The organism is Pseudoalteromonas sp. SR44-5, assembly GCF_014163675.1.
Lineage (GTDB): Bacteria > Pseudomonadota > Gammaproteobacteria > Enterobacterales > Alteromonadaceae > Pseudoalteromonas > Pseudoalteromonas rhizosphaerae.
Genome location: NZ_JACJDT010000024.1, coordinates 1 through 19,882, shown reverse-complemented (window position 1 = coordinate 19,882; position 19,882 = coordinate 1). Strand labels below are relative to the sequence as shown.

Sequence of the window (19,882 nt, the reverse complement as noted above, 5' to 3'; positions counted from 1 at the left end):
ACGCACTTCAAACTATCCGTGCGTTTTTATAACTAGCAATTAAATACTATTTCACTTTATCATCGCTTGCATCGGCTGGGGGCGTGTCGGTTACCGATTCAGCTTCAGTAGCTGGCGCTGGCGGAACAATAACTTCTTGGGCCTCAATCGCTTCGACAGGTTCTACATCGGTAACGTCTTGCGTAGCCGCCACGGTTTGTTCTACCACAACTGCTTTACTTGGCTGTGCAGACTCAGGCTGATAAAAGCTTGCACCAGCATCAGCCATCGAAACTAAAGCTGCACACGGCGCAAATACCGGGTTAAAGTTAGCAAAAGTAGCCATTTCTGAGCTTACTTTGTTTGCGCCAAGTTTATCCATATAGCTAAATGGACCACCTAAAAATGGCGGGAAGCCAATACCAAAGATTGCGCCAATATCACCATCACGAGGACTGGCAATAATGCCTTCGTCTAAACAGCGGGCAGCTTCGTTAAGCATTTGTGCCACACAACGTTTAGCAATTTCGCTTTTATTTAAACGTGGTGATGGGCTCACGCCGAGTAATTCGTAAACTGATTCGTCTACTTTTTTAGCTTTCTTATCGTAAAGATAAAAACCACGGCCAGTCTTCCGGCCTAAGCGTTTGGCATCAATTAAACGTGAAAACGCATCGGGTGCTTTAAAACGATCACCGAGTTCTTTTTCAAGAATTGGCGCAATCTTAGAGCCGATATCAATGCCGACTTCGTCTAATAGTGCTAATGGTCCAACAGGGAAACCAAACTCAACGAGTGCCGCATCAATCTTTTCAATTGGCTCACCTGCCAGTAATAAGTTAGCCGCTTCATTCACATAAGGCGCTAAAATACGGTTAACGTAAAAGCCTGCGCTATCTTTAACAACGATTGGTGTTTTACCTTGCTTACGGGCAAAATTTACAATCCGGGCGATAGTCTCTTCTGAGGTGCCTTCGTGTGGAATGATTTCAACCAATGGCATTTTCTCAACTGGTGAGAAATAATGTAAGCCAATTACATTCTCTGGACGGGCAGCTTCTGCCGCAATTTGTGAGATAGGCAATGATGACGTGTTACTAGCAAAAATTGTGTTTGCTTGGCATTCACGTTCTACATCTGCCACCATACCTTGCTTAAGGCTTAGGTCTTCAAATACCGCTTCAATCACTAAATCAATGTGTTTAAAACCACTGTAGTTAGTTGTACCAGTAATTCGGTTCATAGTTTGTTGCAGTTCAGCCTTAGATAAAATACGGCGCTTTTGCTTTTTATCTAAAATTTTATAGCTGTAATTCATGGCATTACTTATGCCCTGCTCTGCAACATCTTTGATACGAACTGGTACACCGGCTTTTACAGCACTAACATGGGCAATACCTGCGCCCATTAAACCGCCGCCTAGTACGGCTGTTTTAGTGATTGCTGGAGCGTCGTCGTTGCGCCACTCTTTTTTCATTTCAGTGGTGGCAAAAAATATCCCACGTAATGACTTTGATTCGCTACTCATTACTAAAGTAGCAAAACCTTCCGCTTCTGTTTTATAAGCTTTTAGTTCATCCAGCTCAACACTTGCGCGTATTGCTTTGATAATAGCCAACGGCGCAGGATAATGACCACCGGTTTTTTTCAGTACATTTTCTTGTGCTTTTTTAAAGATGAAGTTTCGGCCAAACGGATTCGATTCTAATAATTGGCTAATACGATCAAGCTTAGGCTTGGCCGCTTTCGCTTTACCTTTTGAAGCAAATTCTTTTGCTACTTTTAGCAATACGGTCTGTGGTACACAATCATCTACCAAACCCGATTTTTTAGCTTGTTTCGCGCGAATTTGTTTACCTGTTAACGTCCACTCAAGGGCTTTTTGCAAACCAACCAGTTTAGGCAAGCGTTGCGTTCCACCACCACCGGGTAATAAACCAAGTTGTACTTCAGGTAAGCCTAGTTTAGTGATATCACTGTCTGTACATACGCGATAATCGCACGCCAAGGCAAATTCTAAACCACCACCCAATGCCGCACCATGAATGGCACTAACAGTTGGAAATGGCAGTTTTTTCATATCAAAAAATGCACGGTGGCATAATTCGCTGATCGCCAGTGCATCATCACGACTTTGCACGTTATCAAGCATTTTTACATCAGCACCAGCAATAAAGTTATCGCTTTTACCACTAATGAATACCATGCCCTTCACTGACTGCTGTTTTGCGTCATCAAGTAAGGCTGTTAAATCATCTGCAAAAGTGTCGCGCAGGGTATTCATTTTTTCGCCCGGCACATCAATGGTGACAACGGCAATACCGCTATCATCAACGTCTAAATTAAATACTGACTGTGTCATTACGCACTCTCCAATACAAAGGCTGCACCTAAGCCACCTGCGGCACACGCAGTTGTTAGTGCTAAGCCACCGCCACGGCGGTTGAGTTCATGTAAACTTTGGGTGATAAGTCGTGCGCCGGTGGCTGCAAATGGATGACCATATGCAAGCGAACCGCCTAAAACGTTAAACTTATCCATGTTAATTTCACCAATCGCTTTGCTGCGACCGAGTTTTTCTTGCGCAAACTTATCTGAGGCAAACATTTTCATGTTCGCTAACGTTTGTGCTGCAAAGGCTTCGTGCATTTCAATTAAATCAAGATCGGCAAGCGTTATGCCAGCTCTCGCTAAGGCAACAGGCGTTGAATGAGCCGGCCCCATTAGCATGTCTTCATTCACACCAATGGCAGAGAATGCAAAGCTACGTACATAACCTAAAATGTTATAGCCTAATGCTTTGGCTTTACTTTCGCTCATCATTAATACCGCTGCTGCACCATCAGTTAGCGGTGTTGAGTTTGCAGCAGTGACTGAGCCATGCTGACGGTCAAACGCTGGTTTTAATTTAGCGTACCCTTCAACCGTTGAATTATGGCGAATATTATTATCTTGTTCGATAAAACTTTTATACGGCGGTAAATGTGCAGTCATCACTTCATCAGCAAGTTTACCATCTGCCCATGCTTGGCTAGCAAGAGTATGTGAACGATGTGCTAAGGCATCTTGATCTTCACGGCTAATACTGTGAGTTTTTGCCATCTGCTCGGCAGTTTGACCCATAGATAAACCAGTTGAATATTCTGCAACCGCAGGCGGTACTGGTAATAAATCTTTTAAACGCAGCTTAGAGAATATTTTTAAGCGTTGCCCTAAGGTACGTGCTTTATTAAGATCAACAAGGCTACCTGCTAATTTTTTACTTACGCCGATTGGCAATACCGATGACGAGTCTGCACCACCAGCAATACCCACTTGCACCGAACCTGCCATGATTGATTCAGCCACATTAGCAATCGCCTGAAAACTAGTGGCACAAGCACGTGATACGGAGTACGCATCAACAGATACTGGCATGCCAGTACCCAATACGATTTCGCGGGCAATGTTTGGCGCTTCTGGCATTTGTACTACTTGACCAAACACTAATTGATCAATTTCAGATTTATCAAAGTTAAGGCGTTCAAGCATTTCGTTAACGACTAACTTCCCCATATCAAGGGCTGGTACATGATGAAATGCAGTTGCTTGTTTAGCAAATGGCGTACGTAAACCACTGACGATGGCAATACGATCGCCCTTTGCTGTTTTTAGTATATTTTGCTCAGACATTAATGCTCTCCCGCTGACAGGTCTGACCTGTTTGTTTTCCTCGATTCTAAACAACCCGTGTGCTAAAGCCAATAGCGAAATTGAAAATAGTATAATTAGTTACCAACCATAGGCTTTTTTTAGCATATTTACAAAAAATACTGCGCTTTCTATGCTAGGGTAAAAATCGTTAAAAAATAACGAACTATTTTGAAAACTTGAGTCTAACACTTGTGTTATAAACTATTTACCCATATTACTAGTTAAGCTTTTATAAACCTTGCAAATCAGGACAGTTTTTTTACTATGGCCACTAACGTATTTTCACAATTAAAAACTTATTTAGATAGCCAAATTATTGGCCAGCCAGAATTAACGCAAGCACTACTTATTGCTATTTTAGCCGATGGTCACTTATTAGTAGAAGGCCCTCCAGGGCTTGCTAAAACTCGCGCAGTAAATGCATTAGCCAAAGGCGTTGAAGGCTCATTCCAACGCGTACAGTTTACCCCAGATCTATTACCTGCTGACGTAACCGGTACTGATATTTATCGCCAACAGACCAGCGAATTCGTTTTTGAAAAAGGCCCACTCTTTCATAACCTTATTTTAGCCGACGAAATTAACCGTGCCCCAGCTAAAGTGCAATCAGCCTTATTAGAAGCCATGGCTGAGCGCCAAGTCACGGTTGGTAAAAACACTTATCCGCTGTCGGATTTATTTATGGTGATGGCAACCCAAAATCCACTGGAGCAAGAAGGTACTTACCCGCTACCAGAGGCGCAATTAGACCGTTTCTTACTCCACCTAAGTATTGATTATCCAGGCGCCGAGCATGAGCTTGATATTTTACGCCTGACCCGTGGCGAAGCGTTGAGCGAGCATCAAGCACCAGCACAACAAATTAGTCAAAGCGATTTATTTGCCTCTCGCAAAGCAATTTTAGGGCTGTATTTAGCCGAGCCACTTGAGCAATATTTAGTGCAACTTATTATTGCAACGCGTGAAGGCGCAAAACTAGACGCCCAATTAGGCAGCTGGATTGAATATGGCGCAAGTCCGCGTGCCACCATCGCCTTAGATAAATGTGCCCGTGCTCATGCATGGTTACAAGGTCGTGACTTTGTTGCTCCAGATGATATTCAAGCTGTGTTACATAATGTTCTGCGCCATCGCATTATTTTAAGCTATGAAGCACAAGCCGATGGTATTACTAAAGATCAAGTCATTAGCCGTATTTTAGAACTTGTTGCCGTGCCATAAACCATGCAAAGCCAATTAGATAACCAACAGTGGCTCAGCCTAAGTCATAGCCATGGGGTCGACTTAGGCTTGAAAGAGCTGATGTATTATAAAGCGAAAGCTCGCTTATTAGAGCTTGCGCCAAAAGTTAAAATTAGAAATAGCCTGACCGGCCAATATCTCGCGCCTCATAAAGGCCGTGGTATGGAGTTTGCTGAAGTACGTCATTATCAACAAGGCGATGATATTCGCTCAATTGATTGGCGCGTTACAGCACGTACTGGCGAAACACACACTAAGTTGTTTCAAGAGGAAAAAGAACGGCCAGTGTTTGTGTTTACAGACTTTTCTAATTCAATGCTGTTTGGCTCAAAGCTATTACTTAAATCTGTGCAAGCGGCGCATATCAGTGCCTTGGTTGCGTGGTCAGCGTGCCAACGCGGCGATCGCATCGGTGGCATAGTGTTTAATCAACACGGTCATTTAGAGCTCAAGCCCAGCGCCCGCGAAAAAGCCGTGTTAAAACTATGCCACAATTTGTGTAATAACCACCAGCAAGCACTCGCGCAGATTGATGAGCCCGCAGACAATAAACTCAGTGATAACCTAAAACGTTTGAATCATTTAGCCAAGCCGGGCAGCTTAGTCTATTTAGTGTCAGATTTTAGCGCCCTTGATGATGCCAGTTTTAAACAACTCGAAATACTGAGTCGACATTGTGAACTGATCGGCTGCCATATTAGCGACCCATTTGAGCATCAGCTACCGGCGTTTAAACAAACAGTCACGGTGAGCGCCAACGGCAGTGACTTTGCGTTACCGCTGATGGATAAAAGTTTTCGTGATAAATTTGCTAAAACTGCTGAGCAAGCATTTACCACACGAATGCAACGCTTAACTAAATCGGGTCTTAATTTAATATCATTCAATGCAGCCACACCTCTTGAGCTGCAATTAGTGAGAAAGTAATATGCAAACCTCTCCATTAGCTGGCCTCCATGATGTGATTGTGCCAAGCCATGTTTCTTGGTGGCCTTTAGCACCTATTTGGTGGCTCATCATTGTCGTGTTACTCGTAACTGTAAGCTTTATAAGTTACCAGTTGTACCGGGCACGGCAGTTTAAAAAAGCCAAACGCCAAGCTATTTCCCTCAGTGAACAACACGCAGAAGATGCCCAGCAACTACATATTTTAATTAAACGCCTGGTTTTACACTATTATCAGCAAAGTGCTGCATCACAAGGCACGAAACAATGGTGTATTACTCTAAATAAGCTGACCGGACAACAATTTACTGAACACGAGCTGATGAGCCTTTATCAATCACAAAGCAATCAAACTGCGCTGGCACAGAAATTAAAACTCGCCATTGTGCAATTTAAATTAAAGGAGCCGCTGAATGTTTGAATTTAGCTGGCCTTGGTTATTTGTATTATTACCGCTGCCTTGGTTGTTGCGCTTATTTAAGCCAGTGCACAGTGAAGGCAATACCCGCTTACGTATTCCAAGCTTCGCCAAACACAATTTAGGCGCGCAAGTTGTCCAGCAACAGGCGCGTGGTATTAGTATATTTGAATGGTTGGTTTGGTTGCTTTTAGTCACCGCTTTAGCTAACCCAACCTGGCTTGATGAGCCAATTACCTTACCTAACGAAGGCCGCGATATCATGCTAGCTGTGGATTTGTCAGGATCAATGACCGAGCAAGATATGGCTTATCAGGGCCAATATGTTGACCGTTTAACTATGGTAAAAGCGGTATTAAGTGACTTTATTGAGCAACGTCAAGGCGATCGTTTAGGGCTGATTTTATTTGGTGATACGGCATTTTTACAAACACCACTAACGCGAGACGTTAAAACCGTAAGCCAAATGCTATCAGAAGCGCAAATAGGCTTGGTTGGCCGTGCCACCGCCATTGGCGATGCGCTGGGCTTATCAGTAAAACGTTTTGCCAGTAAAGATGAAAGCAATCGCATTGTGGTGTTATTAACAGATGGTCAAAACACCGCCGGTAACTTAGATCCAGAAGAAGCCCTACTGCTTGCCCGCGAAGAAGGCATTAAAGTGTATACCATCGGCGTAGGCTCTGATAATCCGCGTGGCTTTAGCTTATTTAATATGGGTGGCATGAGCGGAGGTAGTTTAGATGAAACCCTGCTAAAACGTATTGCCGAACAAACTGGCGGCCTTTATTTTCGCGCAAAAGACGTTGCCGGCTTACAACAAATTTATCAAGAACTTGATAAACTTGAGCCGATCAGCGCTGATGAGCAAACCTTTCGCCCACAAAGTGCGTTATTTTACTTCCCTTTATTAATTGCACTGACCTTGATTGGTCTGCGCGTTATGTTTATCAGTGCAAAAGCATTAAGACAGGAGGCCTAATGGACTTTGAATTTATCCGCCCGACCGTATTGTGGTTATTAGTTCCTGTGTGTTTAGTGTTTACTATTGCAATGATAAAGCACAAGAAAACCAGCCAAGGTGAATTAATAGCAGCTCACTTAGCAAAATTTGTGATCAACACCAACAACCAAAAAAACACGCAACCCATGTGGCTAATTGCCCTCTTTGCAGTGTTAGCCGTTATTTTTAGCGCAGGGCCCAGTTTTGAAGAAAAACAAGTGCCGGTATTTCAAAGCAAAAATGCCCGTGTAATTGTGATGGATATGTCGCTATCGATGTACAGCACGGATATTGCGCCCAGTCGTTTAGTGCAAGCGCGCTTCAAAGCGCTGGATATGATCAAACTATTTAAAGAAGGTGACACTGCGTTAGTGGCCTATGCAGGCACTGCTTATACCATTTCGCCGCTAACCAATGATGCCGCGACGCTTGAAAACCTGATCCCAAGTTTAAGCCCAGATATCATGCCTGATAAAGGCTCCAACGTACTTGCTGGGCTTGATGCTGCAAAAGAGTTATTAACACAAGCCGGATACCTTGAAGGCGATATTATCTTAGTAACAGATGGTATTGAACAAAGTGAGCAACAAGATATCAGCCAATTTACAGACGCTAACCCTTATCGATTAAACATTTACGGTATCGGAACAGAGCAAGGCGCGCCAATTAAACTTCCTGAAGGTGGGTTTTTAAAAGATAGTTACGGGCAAATTGTGGTGCCCACCATCAACATCAGTATGCTTAATGGTCTAGCAAGAAACAGTGGCGGTAAATTTGCGACTTATCAACCGAGTGCCCGCGATATTCAAATTTTTGCTCCCAGTGCAAATAGTGAAATACTGAAAAATGAAAAACAAAGTCAAGCGCTCTGGCGTATTGATGCGGGGATTTATGGCTTGTTTATTTTACTGCCAATGATGCTGTGGATTTTTCGCCGAGGAGCTTTTGCAGCTGCATTTTTAGTGGTGAGCTTTTTACCGCAACACAATGCTTATGCAGTAGAGCTGCCTTCGGTCTTTAAAAATCAAGATCAACGTGCGCTGGACGCTTATCAACAAGGTGAATATGAGCAAGCTGCCACAGCAAATTCTAGTCAACTAAAAGGCGCTGCGCTTTACCAGCAAGGTAATTTTGATGCTGCATTGGCACAATTTAGCCAAGATAAAAGCGCCACTGGTTTATATAATTACGGTAATGCTCTAGCAAAGGCAGGCAAGCTCGACGAAGCAATTGTCGCCTATCAGCAAGCACAAGCTTTGCAAGACGACTTTACCCAAGCAAAAGAAAATCAGGCACTTGTTGAGCAATTGAAAAATCAACAGCAACAGCAGCAAAATCAACAAGGCCAAGACGGCGAACAAAACCAAGATCAAGACCAAAAAAGCCAAGATGGTGAACAAGGTCAAGATCAGCAAAATAAAGATAAGTCACAGCAAGGTGAGCAGCCAAATCAGGATCAGCAATCTCAACAAGGCGATGAATCTGAGCAAAGTGATGAACAGCAGACTGATGATAAACAGCAAGATGGCAAACCATCTGATCAACAAACTGATAAGCAAAACGATCCACAAATGGAGGCTGAACCTCAGCAAGGTGATAAAACTGATGAGCAACAGCAACAAGATGCGCAAACCGAGCCCAAAGATGACTCTGCAAACGATGATAAGCAGGCGCAGCCACAAATGACTCCTGAGCAACAGCAACAAGCTGTGCAAGCGCAAACCGCAGAGCTTACCAACGAAGAAAAAGAGAAAGCGCAGCAGCTTAGTCAGTTATTGCGAAAAGTACCCGATGATCCCGCAATCCTGTTACGTAACAAAATGCAATTAGAAGCCCAAAAACGAAACAATCAACGCCGTCCACAAGGAGTCGAAAAATCATGGTAATGCGATTAATCTGTTGTTTATTGCTTATCAGCGCTATGCCCTCGTGGGCCGTTACGCAATTACAAGCCAGTGTTGATAAAAACCCGGTACTAGCGGGTGAATTTTTTATGCTCAATATCAGTGCAGATGACACCATAAAAAATGATCAACCTGATACCTCTGTCCTGTTAAAAGACTTCGTGGTTGGCCGCACCAGTGTCAGCACCCGCACAAACATCATTAATGGTAGTATTTCAAAAGAAACCACCTGGTCTATTAAACTTATGACCCGCACTGCCGGTGATTATACAATCCCAGCATTTAGTGTAGCAGGTGCCAGCTCTGCGCCCATTGCATTAAAAGTGGCTGAACGCAGTAAAGATGCGCAGCAAAACAACGATATTTTTATTAAAGCATCGCTTTCAAGTGACAGCCTATTTGTTCAAGAGGCAGGGCTTTACACGGTTAAGCTATATCTTGCCAAAGAGTTACTTGATGGTAATTTAAGTGCCCCTGCGATGCCCGATGCGCAGCTAAGTCAAATCGGCAAGCAGACTGAAAACTATGAACTTGTTGATGGTAAGCGTTACTTAGTGATCACTCGCGAGTATTTAGTACAGCCCCAAAAAAGTGGTAGTTACACGATTCAAGCACCAACTTTTCAAGGTCGAATTCGCCAAGACTATCGCCAATTAGATGTATCTGCACTGGGTGATAATGTCGATATTGAAATTAAACCGATACCAAGTGACTACCAAGGTGCATGGCTGCCTAGTGAATTAGTTAATTTAGATGAGCAATGGCAACCCGCTGACGACACAGTAGAAGTGGGTACACCTATTACGCGAACGCTGACCTTAACTGCACTTGGTATCACCAAAGAGCAACTACCTGATATTGAACTACCTGAAATCAAAGGTATTCGCAGTTACCCAGATGAAAAAGAAAATAATCATTTGGTTCGCGATGGTCGGGTAATATCACAACAAACAGCCTCGTACGCTTTGTTACCGCAGATGCCAGGCACTTATACACTGCCAGAGGTAAGCGTGCCTTGGTATAACACTAAGATTAACCGGATCAGTTATGCAACATTACCAGCTCGTACTATTACAGTAACACCTAGTAGCACAAGCACTCCAGCAGCCGTTGCTGCGCAGCCACTTACGCCATCACAAAGCGCAACAACAGATGCTGCAGCAATAAGTTATCAAGCAACGCCGATAAATCAGTATCCGCTATGGTTAATTATTATCAGTGTGATTGGTTATTTATTATGGTTTATTACCTTGATTTTATGGTGGCGCAGTCAATCTCAGCGCAGCTTGATGCAAGCAAAGCCGACAGTAACCCATAGTGATTCATCAATTTCATTAGATGAATTAAAGAAACACGCTAAAAGCAATGATGTAAGTGCCTTTTATCAGGCGCTAAATCGTTACGCAATGCACTTAACAAAACAATCGAGCGGTGCAATAGACAAGCTTGAACAACTAGCTGATAATGCACAGCTTAGTCAACATATTGCTAAACTACGGGCTGCACTCTATAGTCCTAATGATACAGATGTTGATTTAATTGCGATTGTCGGCATGTTAGAAGAGCAACGTAAAGTACAAAAAAAATCACAACAAGCTGTATTAAAAGGACTTTATAAATAGAGTTTAAGTGACGGGGAGCAATCCCCGCGCTCAAATAGTAAATAACTTAAAATAAATAAAAAAAGTGCTTATGCTTGGAAATGAAAACTCTAAAAGTCAGGTCTTAGTTGATATGGCAGAGAAAAAAACACGCTATGAAAAACTTGTTCATGTTTATCATAGCGAATTATATCGCTTTGCTTATTGGCTCTGCCGCGACCCTAATATTGCCGAAGATCTTGTCCAAGAAACATTTTTACGTGCTTGGCGATCTCTGGATTCATTATTAGATCAAAAAGCAGCTAAGCCATGGCTATTGACGATTTTACGCCGGGAAAATGCCCGTCGTTTTGAACGCAAACAATTTGATTATAGCGATGTTGAAAACGACACCTTAGTTGACGAAAAAAGCGTCACCTTGGATGACGAAATGGAACAAACAGTGATCCAACGTCACATCGCTAAGTTACCTGATGAATACCGCGAGCCATTATTATTACAAGTAGTTATGGGCTGCTCCGGTGAAGAGATAGCAGAAATATTAGATTTAAATAAAAACACGGTTATGACGCGTTTATACCGCGCCAGAAACCAGTTAAAAGAGGCATTGAGCCGTGATGATGAACAACTTAAAGGGGCATCAAATTAATGGATGATCTCGAGTTTCGTCGCCGAATTAGCGCACAGCCAAACAGCACAGATAAGGAGCTTGTGGAGTTTGCAGAGCAACACTCTGAGCGACAAGAATTTATTAATGATATGCAGGCCTTTGATTTAGAGCTTGCCAATGCACTTGACGTACCGGTGCCAGCAGGTCTTGCCGAGCGTATTTTGGCAAATACCGCAGCGCATGCACAAAACGAGTCGCTCACAACTGAGCAACTCAACCAAGCACCAGCTGATATCAGCGCGCAAACACCGCCGCAACGAACAGATAATGTAGTTGAGGCAAGTACACGTTTTAAACGTGCTCGTTTACCACTTGCCATGGCAGCCTCAGTATTAGTGGCTGTGGGAGCATTTTTATTTAGCAGCGAACAAAATGTCGCGTACGCAGCTGGCGAACATGCGCTTGCTCATGTTTACTATGAAATTAATTCGCTGCAAAAGACCGAAGCAATCAGCTTAGCAACGGTAAATGAAAAATTTGCTGTGTTAGGTGGCCATTTAGATGAATTGCCAGGTAAAGTGACTTACTTAATGTTTTGTGACTTTAAGGGCCAAAAGGGGTTGCACCTGGTTTTTGAATCAGACTATGGCCCGATGACGGTATTTATAGTGCCATCAAAACAGCAATCGTTTGGCATCGGCGACGATGATTTTCAAGACGATCGTTTTGAAGGCCATATTAACCGTGGTGCTGACGCAGATACTATTTTAGTAGCAAGTCTTGGTGCGCCATTAGAAAATTATAATGATCGTATCAATGGTGCGATCCGCTGGTTAAATTAACCTTCCTTTTGCATTGCCGTTATTAGGCGGCAATGCAATTTATACCTTCACGAAACAATCGTTATATTCTTCCCGCTTTAACCAATAATTGCTTTTAAATTAGTCTATTGACCAAGCTACTGAGCATTTTAGAGCTAATTCAGTTTGTCGCTATTTATCTAATTCCTGAACTACTTTAGAATCGCCGTTCTAATTTGTTTTAAGGAACTTCATGAAAAACCTGATTGTTATATTTTCATTGCTTGCTCTACTATGTACTGCAAGTTTTGATGCACAAGCACGTAAAAAGTTTGGTAGTAAAAAACGTGGCCAAACACCAGAAACACAACAAACCGCACAAAAACAACAAACAGATACCAATACCCTCGCCCCTGCTGCAAAACCAAAATCAAGCAAAAAAGGCATGATGGCAGGTATTTTTGGCGGCTTATTAGCCGGTGGATTAATCGCCGCAATGATGGGCGATGACTTTGAAGGGATGCAACTGCTTGAGATAATTTTAATGGCAGGTATTGCCTTTATTATCTTTAAACTTATCATCGGTATAATACGTCGTAAAAACGCCCCTGTAATGGCGCATGCGCAAGGAGCATTTACTGCACCGCAAATGAAACAAACTGCGTCTGAGCACACCACTACAAGTGGATTTAGTCAAACCAATGACGTACCGTTTAATTTACCCGCTAACTTTGATACTAACGGCTTTTTACAAGGTGCGCGTAGCCATTATCATACTTTGCAAACAGCATGGAATAATGCTGACTATGCAACGATGGCTGAATACTTAAGCCCTGAACTAGTCGCTGAATTTAAAGCGGAACGTGAGGCGATTGACAGCGTTGCAACTGACGTGATGTTTATTGATGCAGAACTTGTACGTGCCGATACCGATGCACAAAAATGGCAAGTAAGTGTACGTTTTAAAGGGAAGTACCGTGACTTAGGCGATAATAAAGAACAGCCTATTTTAGAAATTTGGAACTTAGAGCGTGCCACCAGCGATGATGCGCCTTGGCTGATTGTTGGTGTTGAAGATTTAATTGACGCGTAGTTCTAGGTTCTAGGTTCTAGGTTAAAAAATAAAACCGCACAACAATAAGTTAGTGCGGTTTTTTATTTCAATAAACGCTATTTAAATAAGATTATTTACAAACGTCTGCAACAGCATTTGCAAAGTAATCGATATTAGCTTGACTGATACCCGCTACGTTAACGCGGCTTGAACCAACAATGTAGATACCGTATTCTTTTTGTAGGCGCTCAATTTGCTCTTTATTAATACCTAAGAAAGAGAACATACCGTGTTGACGGTCAATAAATGAGAAGTCTTGAGCAATCTCTTTTGCCGCTAGACTGTCTTTGATCAAAGTACGTAGGCCATTGATACGGTTGCGCATTTCATCAAGTTCACTGTGCCATTGCTGTGTCAGTTCTGTACTGCTTAAAATAGTATTTACAATATCTGCACCGTGCGCAGGTGGCATTGAATAAATGCTACGTACCACACTTAACATAACAGAGTTTGAAATGTCTGCTGTTGCGCTGTCTTTCGCAATGATTGAACATGCACCAATACGCTCTCGGTATAAACCAAAGTTTTTCGAACATGAAGAACAAATGATTAACTCATCAACTGCATTGGCTAAAATACGTAAACCGTTTGCATCTTCTTCAAGGCTTGAACCAAAACCTTGATATGCAATATCAACCAGCGGTGTAAAGCCAACATCTTTTGCCAGTTCAGCAACCGTGTTCCACTGTGCTTCGTTTAAGTCCATACCACTTGGGTTATGACAACATGCGTGCAGTAATACCACATCACCTTTTGGCACTTGGGTAAGGGTTTCGATCATTTCATCAAATAATAAATCTTTGTTTTCATAATCGTAGTACGGGTATTCTTTAACTGTTAGGCCAGCGGCTTCAAACAAGCTAATGTGGTTTGCCCAAGTAGGATTAGTAACCCATACAGTCGCACCTGGATTACAGCGAACGATAAATTCAGCTGCAACTCGCAGTGCACCTGTACCGCCTGGAGCTTGTGCTGTACGAACACGATTAGCTAATAACGCTTGGTGCTCACCTAATAGTAGGCTTTCCATTTTTTGGCAGTAATCTAAGTTACCCGCCAAACCAATGTATGATTTGCTAGTTTCGTTTTCAAGACGGAACGCTTCAGCTTTTTTAACTGCTTTTAATACCGGCGTATTACCGAATTCGTCTTTATAAACACCAACCCCTAAGTCAATCTTATTTGGGTTAGTATCTTGCTTATAGGCCGCCATAAGGCCAAGAATAGGATCAGTGGGTAATGGTTTTAATACTGAGAACATTGACTATCTCTTTCATTATTTAGGGGTTAGCTGTTGCACTTAGCTTAACATAAAAGCTCACTAGATTGACTAGTGTTATTTACACTAAAAAGTGAGGAATTTTAATACAGCACGCAATTAATAGCGCTAATGTTTGCTGGTTGAAAAAATCGTTATTAAAGGCTTCGCCATCAACAATACCAACGCAGCGATTTGCACTGTCAAAAAGCGGTAAACAGGCTTCTGATTTTACTTTAGGGTCGCAAGTATAATATTCACCACCCGCAGCCAAATACTGCTCAACGTTGTTGATCACTCGCCCTTTACTACTCAGTGCCACCTGCACATTATTACTACCAGCAGCAAATGCTTCAGTAAGCGGAAAAAGCGGTCGGCTTGGCGCGCCAAAGTAAGCCAGTTTAAGTAATTGCTGACCCTCAGGTGTTGCTGTACTTTGGTAAATGCCGTACCAATCAACCTTAGTTTGCCCTACAACGTAATCAACAATCAGTTGTAATTGAGCAAGCTTTTGCGTGGTGTGCTGATCTTGCGGTAAAAAATCAGTGAGTTTAAACGGCTCATCTTGTAAGTAACCAAATAAACTGCACGCCCCGCCTTCACCCAATTCTGGTATTTGATATTGCCAGCGTACCGCAGGAAGCGACTGATTTGATAAATAACTTTCGAGCTTACTAAGCTCAGCAGAGACTAACTGAGCAGACACATCTAATTGCGCAAGAGATAAATAAGAAGAAACCATTTAGCCATCCAAACATCTAAAAAATGAATCATAGCATGGCTAAACAATCACGACTAGCTTTGTTGTTGCACCAATCGATAACACATTTCAATTTGATTACCCGATGAGTTATAAGTCACCTGCTCTGCTATTTCTTCTAATATCGATAACCCACGACCGTGCTCGCGATTATTACTGTTAGCATTACTGTCGGTGCTTGCAAAACCATTGCCAGAATCGCAAATTATAAAATACAGGCTCAATGTATCAGGGCAATAACGTATATCCACAATGATCAATGCATCAACGAGCTTAGCTAATGTTGCTTCTCGAAGTTGATAATACTCAATAAAACCATCCTCTTTATTTTTAATCGCTGAATCGAGTCCTAATACACCGTGATCAAGTGCATTGTTATATGCCTCAGAGAGCAGTAAAAAAATATCAGAGCGGTGCTCTTTTAGCCCGCCAACTTGAGTGAGCACTTCAACGATTTCAAGCACCGGGTCGGTTTGTTTTATTTGCTGTGAATTAAGCGTTAAAGAAAAATTAAAGGGTAACCGAGAGTAAGCGGCTTGCTCTTCAGCCGCAGCAGGAACCGCCATGCAATTAAAAAGCACTAAACTAAGGTCATCCTGTTGTTTGCTACCATGAGCAAACTTGGTCACTTGCGCGATCACATCTTGACTAGTCACTTTAGGCTTGCTTGCAAGTGCCTTTATAAAGCGTTGCTCTGCAAAAAATTCACCGTTTTCATTGGTGGTTTCTATAATACCGTCGGTGGCCAGCGCCAAACGCATACTGCTATCGACTTCAAAATGAATTAATTCACGTTCAAATTCGTCGCCTGCTAAAATCCCTAAAGCCATGTGCTGTGACTCTAAGGTTTTTAATACGCTTCCTTGTGGATCAATTAAATAAGCGTCAGGCAAGCCACCAAGCCAAGCTGAAACACTTTTCCCGGAGCTACTTAACTCAATAATTGTCGCGGCACAAAACATATGCCCGGGCAATAATTGTACTAATACGGCATTAACTTCTGCGGCAATATCACTGACCGCCATGCCTTTATTAACCATAGTGTAAAACACTTTCGATGCCGGTAATGCCCCCACCGCAGCTGCTAAACCATGGCCAGTAAAATCCCCAAGCATACAATACAAACTACCAATTGGACTTTGCCCAACCAAACACATATCACCATTAAACATAGAAGCCGGTGAAAGATGAAAATCAATGTTGTTGGTAAACTTATTTTGGTTTTCTAAGGCATTATTAAAAATATGCTCAACTATTTCGTGCTCGCGCTCGGTTTGATTGTAATGATATTCTAATAACTTATTTTGTTCGTGGGTCTTTAAGCTCAGCTTACGGGTACGGCTGTGGGCTTTTATTTTCGCGGTTAAAATTACTTTATCAAACGGTTTATGAATAAAATCATCACCACCGGCTTCCAAGCAGTGCTCAAAACTACTATGATCTTCCAAAGAAGTTATAAAAATAATTGGTAGGTGAACATCGTTGTATAACTGCTTAATTTTTGTCGCTGTTTCATAGCCATCCATCACTGGCATTATTACATCGAGTAGCACAATATCAATGCTCTGCTGTGCTAATATTGCTAATGCTTCAACACCATTGGCAGCAGTTGATACCTCGTAATTTTGTTGCACCAGCATTACTTTCAAAAGCGTACAATTAAGTGGCTGATCATCAACAACGAGAATATGCATTAATCAATATCAAACTTTTTATCAAAACGTGATATTTGCAGGATTTTTTTCAGTTGCGGCTGACAATTACTGATTTGAATTGCATCAACTGAGGTACCCAAGGTCTTTTTCATATTCAGTAACATACCAAGGGCGGAGCTATCCATGTAATCTGTTTCTCGCAAGTCAATTACGACCTTAGCGGTTTTTTCATTGATATCGGAATACGACTGTCGAAATGACTGCACTAAATTAAAGTCGAACTTCCCTTTAATTTGAATAGTCAGTGTAGCACCATCTGCTGATGCACTCTTACTTAGACCCATTAGTTAACTCCTGCTCAGATTATCCATTCTTAATTAGTATTAAATATAACTTGTTAATGATAAATCACCAAAAATAAAACACCCTATGCACAAATTTGTTTTAGATTTGATATTATCTAGGCCATTGTTTATTTAACTTTTTAAATGCAGGTTAAGCATGAGTGATAATAATCTCGTTTATTCAACCGAAACAGGCCGTATCAGCCAACCAAAACCAAGCACAGAAGTGGCTAGTAAAGTATTTAAAGACGGCGCCCTGCGCATCGAACGCCAAACCAAAGGCCGTAAAGGTAAAGGTGTTATGTTGGTAACTGGTATTGACAGCGAGCAACACGATTTAAAAAAACTCGCCAAAACCATTAAAAGTAAAATGGGCCAAGGCGGCGCTTTAAAAGACGGCATCATTGAAGTACAAGGCGACGACCGCGAAAAACTCAAAGCCATCCTCGAAGCACTCAAATTCAAAGTGAAAATTGCCGGAGGGTGAGCCGCCGGCTTGCCTATAAAAAGCAGAGACTTGATGACCTAATTGCATATATGTACTTTCTTAATTTATGATCAATATATTGTAATACAAAGAAAAACATCGGAGATAAAATTGTCTACTCCCACACAAAGAGAGCTTAAATGATATTAGATAATCTACCCAATAAAAAACTAGTCTCTGCTCTAAAAGCTAGTGCAGCTTTGGATATAGAGCTTTGTGAAGACGAATACCTGAGGTGCTTTTCTTACAAAGCTAATTGGGCGCCAGGGATAGACGTTGCTTCATATGAAAATGGTGGTGGTGATGAAATCGTCATTGTCATAAAAGGTGATGCTATTTTAATTAAAGGTTTCGATCATGAATCAGAAGTTAGTCCTCATGCTCAAGAAGAGTTTAGAATTTGGCCAGGGATGTATGAAGGGGCTCCTGAAGAACTGCTCTGCGTTTTAGATAACGATTTCTTCGAAATAGCTCATGTGACCTTTTGTTTTTGGCGTACTTCCAACTCAGGGTCATGGCAACAAGGAACAGTTAATTTCCAAAACAATGAAGATAACGGAGCTAGTTGGCTGCTCCCTGCAATCACTATAACTCCAGAATGTTTTATTGAGTATGCGAAGGACTACTACCAAGATGACTTTAATAAAATAACACCAGCAAGGGTACACCAAGTATTCAGCGAATATGAATAGCACAAAATTTTATCCGTGCTGTTGATACAATAAAACAAAGTAATAAAGTAGCGTGGTAACTTGCTTCGCTTGTTCCTCGCGATTTAGCCACTCTCATTTTACCGCCAATTGCAGCGTTAATTTAACTGGAGCAACACTCAATTATGGATGATGTATCGAAGCAATTTAAATCAGTAAATAAACGGTTTTATCTCATATTGCTATTAACTGTTGTATGCTTTTCAAGTGGCTTTATTCTTCAATATTTTGATATTGAGTTTCTAAATCCTTTTTATGGTGCATTAATCGGAGTGCTCGTATTTAACATTGGTATTTGGTTGTATTACAGGTGTCCAAAATGTAACTCGATTCCATTTGCATCAGGTAGTGAAGGCGTAGAAATCAGACCTAAACTCTGCCATAAATGTGGTGCTAAATTCAGGTCAAAATAAACTAATAGATAGCAGCAAAGCCAAAGGGGCTAATGCGGAGCAATAAAAGACGGCATCATCGAAATACAAGGCGACGACCGCGAAAAACTCAAAGCTATACAAAAAGCACTTAAATTCAAAGTAAAAATTGCCGTGGGGGGAATCCCGGTTTTATGGTGTGTGGTACTTAGTCGTATGTAGTGGTATTTAATTAGTTGTCCGTGACGATCTGAGCAGCGGGATTAAGCGTGAAGCGGACAGTTAAGAATTTTGATATCTGAAGTCAAGATTTGTTGGTGAACTATACTTAATGTACTGAAACCCAACAATGGCAGATGCTGTATGGCTTAAAAGCAGTTTCAAAATGTATTACGTCACGTTATTAACTTAAACTACTCCCAACTAAAAAACTCCGTCATGAATTTGAATCTAATATTGCTAATAACCAACTGGGTCAAGCCATTGCTGACCATGAAGAAACAATATCTCATTGTCCACATTGCGATTCACACGAATTAGATACTGACTATATTGAGAGTTATCTGAGTTGGTTTAGAACCATGGAAGATAACACGGAATTCTCAGATCAAACATGGATAAAAGAGGCTTTATAAAATGAATTCTCGCCTTGCCACACTTAACTACAACATAACCATAAATAAACAGTCGTTGTATTTTTTTTCAACAACTCGCGGGATTATTTCTTGTATTTTACAACAACAAAAAAACAACAAATATAAATCCCTTGATTTACATTTAGATACAGAGTTAGACTGAAAGTATTAAAAAACTCAAAGGATTTTCTCTCTGCAACTTGTGGGTTTAGATCCTTTGAATAAGCTGTTGAGGCTGTAGAATTACTCTTTCTAGGAACTGATTTTACATATTCGGCTTGATTGTTTTCTAACCTTGAATCTACCTGTCCGCTGTGATCTAATAGATATTATTCACCCACGGTAAATTGTTA

17 protein-coding genes are annotated in these 19,882 nt (G+C 41.6%); 11 read left to right on the top strand and 6 right to left on the bottom strand.

Going from position 1 to position 19,882, the window contains the following annotated elements:
* Positions 1-46 precede the first annotated feature (46 nt).
* Both fadJ and fadI read right to left on the bottom strand, forming a co-directional pair.
* Positions 47-2,341 (bottom strand): fatty acid oxidation complex subunit alpha FadJ, encoded by a 2,295-nt coding sequence (gene fadJ, locus H5154_RS13575; RefSeq protein WP_182718612.1) that lies wholly within the window; start codon positions 2,339-2,341, stop codon positions 47-49.
* Positions 2,341-3,651: an acetyl-CoA C-acyltransferase FadI gene (gene fadI / locus H5154_RS13570; protein ID WP_145240359.1), complete on the bottom strand. Its 1,311-nt coding sequence runs from the start codon at positions 3,649-3,651 to the stop codon at positions 2,341-2,343. Before fadI ends, fadJ begins: the two co-directional genes overlap by 1 nt.
* A 285-nt stretch (positions 3,652-3,936) precedes the next feature.
* Between fadI and H5154_RS13565 the strand changes: the two genes are divergently transcribed.
* The 9 genes from H5154_RS13565 to H5154_RS13525 all read left to right on the top strand — a co-directional run bounded on the left by H5154_RS13565 (position 3,937) and on the right by H5154_RS13525 (position 13,288).
* Positions 3,937-4,893: a MoxR family ATPase gene (locus tag H5154_RS13565; protein WP_182718611.1), complete on the top strand. Its 957-nt coding sequence runs from the start codon at positions 3,937-3,939 to the stop codon at positions 4,891-4,893.
* Positions 4,894-4,896: 3 nt separating this feature from the next.
* Positions 4,897-5,841 (top strand): DUF58 domain-containing protein, encoded by a 945-nt coding sequence (locus H5154_RS13560; RefSeq protein ID WP_145240355.1) that lies wholly within the window; start codon positions 4,897-4,899, stop codon positions 5,839-5,841.
* Between the two features lies 1 nt (position 5,842).
* A complete protein-coding gene (locus tag H5154_RS13555; RefSeq protein WP_145240353.1) occupies positions 5,843-6,280 on the top strand; it encodes a DUF4381 domain-containing protein in 438 nt (145 codons plus the stop codon).
* Complete coding sequence (locus tag H5154_RS13550) at positions 6,273-7,259, top strand: VWA domain-containing protein (RefSeq protein WP_145240351.1); 987 nt, start codon at positions 6,273-6,275, stop codon at positions 7,257-7,259. The genes H5154_RS13555 and H5154_RS13550 overlap by 8 nt, the downstream gene beginning before the upstream one ends.
* Positions 7,259-9,166: a VWA domain-containing protein gene (locus tag H5154_RS13545; protein WP_182718610.1), complete on the top strand. Its 1,908-nt coding sequence runs from the start codon at positions 7,259-7,261 to the stop codon at positions 9,164-9,166. The genes H5154_RS13550 and H5154_RS13545 overlap by 1 nt, the downstream gene beginning before the upstream one ends.
* Positions 9,160-10,806 carry a BatD family protein gene (locus H5154_RS13540; protein WP_182718609.1) on the top strand — a complete coding sequence of 549 codons (1,647 nt, stop codon included), beginning with the start codon at positions 9,160-9,162 and terminating at the stop codon, positions 10,804-10,806. The genes H5154_RS13545 and H5154_RS13540 overlap by 7 nt, the downstream gene beginning before the upstream one ends.
* A 70-nt stretch (positions 10,807-10,876) precedes the next feature.
* Entirely contained in the window at positions 10,877-11,434 is a 558-nt protein-coding gene (locus H5154_RS13535) for a sigma-70 family RNA polymerase sigma factor (RefSeq protein WP_182718608.1), read from the top strand.
* Positions 11,434-12,237: a DUF3379 family protein gene (locus tag H5154_RS13530; protein ID WP_182718607.1), complete on the top strand. Its 804-nt coding sequence runs from the start codon at positions 11,434-11,436 to the stop codon at positions 12,235-12,237. The genes H5154_RS13535 and H5154_RS13530 overlap by 1 nt, the downstream gene beginning before the upstream one ends.
* A gap of 211 nt (positions 12,238-12,448) precedes the next feature.
* On the top strand, positions 12,449-13,288 hold the full coding sequence (locus H5154_RS13525; RefSeq protein WP_182718606.1) for a Tim44 domain-containing protein: 840 nt from the start codon (positions 12,449-12,451) through the stop codon (positions 13,286-13,288).
* Between the two features lie 91 nt (positions 13,289-13,379).
* On the opposite strand, the gene H5154_RS13520 is transcribed toward H5154_RS13525, so the two are convergent.
* From H5154_RS13520 to H5154_RS13505, 4 genes are all read right to left on the bottom strand, one after another.
* Positions 13,380-14,570 carry an amino acid aminotransferase gene (locus H5154_RS13520; RefSeq protein WP_182718605.1) on the bottom strand — a complete coding sequence of 397 codons (1,191 nt, stop codon included), beginning with the start codon at positions 14,568-14,570 and terminating at the stop codon, positions 13,380-13,382.
* Between the two features lie 79 nt (positions 14,571-14,649).
* Positions 14,650-15,309 (bottom strand): histidine kinase, encoded by a 660-nt coding sequence (locus H5154_RS13515; protein ID WP_182718604.1) that lies wholly within the window; start codon positions 15,307-15,309, stop codon positions 14,650-14,652.
* Positions 15,310-15,362: 53 nt separating this feature from the next.
* Positions 15,363-17,021: a fused response regulator/phosphatase gene (locus H5154_RS13510; RefSeq protein ID WP_182718603.1), complete on the bottom strand. Its 1,659-nt coding sequence runs from the start codon at positions 17,019-17,021 to the stop codon at positions 15,363-15,365.
* A complete protein-coding gene (locus H5154_RS13505; protein ID WP_145240332.1) occupies positions 17,021-17,326 on the bottom strand; it encodes an STAS domain-containing protein in 306 nt (101 codons plus the stop codon). The genes H5154_RS13510 and H5154_RS13505 overlap by 1 nt, the downstream gene beginning before the upstream one ends.
* Before the next feature lie 157 nt (positions 17,327-17,483).
* On the opposite strand from H5154_RS13505, the gene H5154_RS13500 reads away from it, so the two are divergent.
* Both H5154_RS13500 and H5154_RS13495 read left to right on the top strand, forming a co-directional pair.
* Complete coding sequence (locus H5154_RS13500) at positions 17,484-17,813, top strand: stress response translation initiation inhibitor YciH (protein WP_182718602.1); 330 nt, start codon at positions 17,484-17,486, stop codon at positions 17,811-17,813.
* A 140-nt stretch (positions 17,814-17,953) separates the two neighbouring features.
* Positions 17,954-18,505, top strand: coding sequence for a hypothetical protein (locus H5154_RS13495; RefSeq protein WP_182718601.1), 552 nt, complete (start codon positions 17,954-17,956; stop codon positions 18,503-18,505).
* Positions 18,506-19,882: the final 1,377 nt, after the last annotated feature.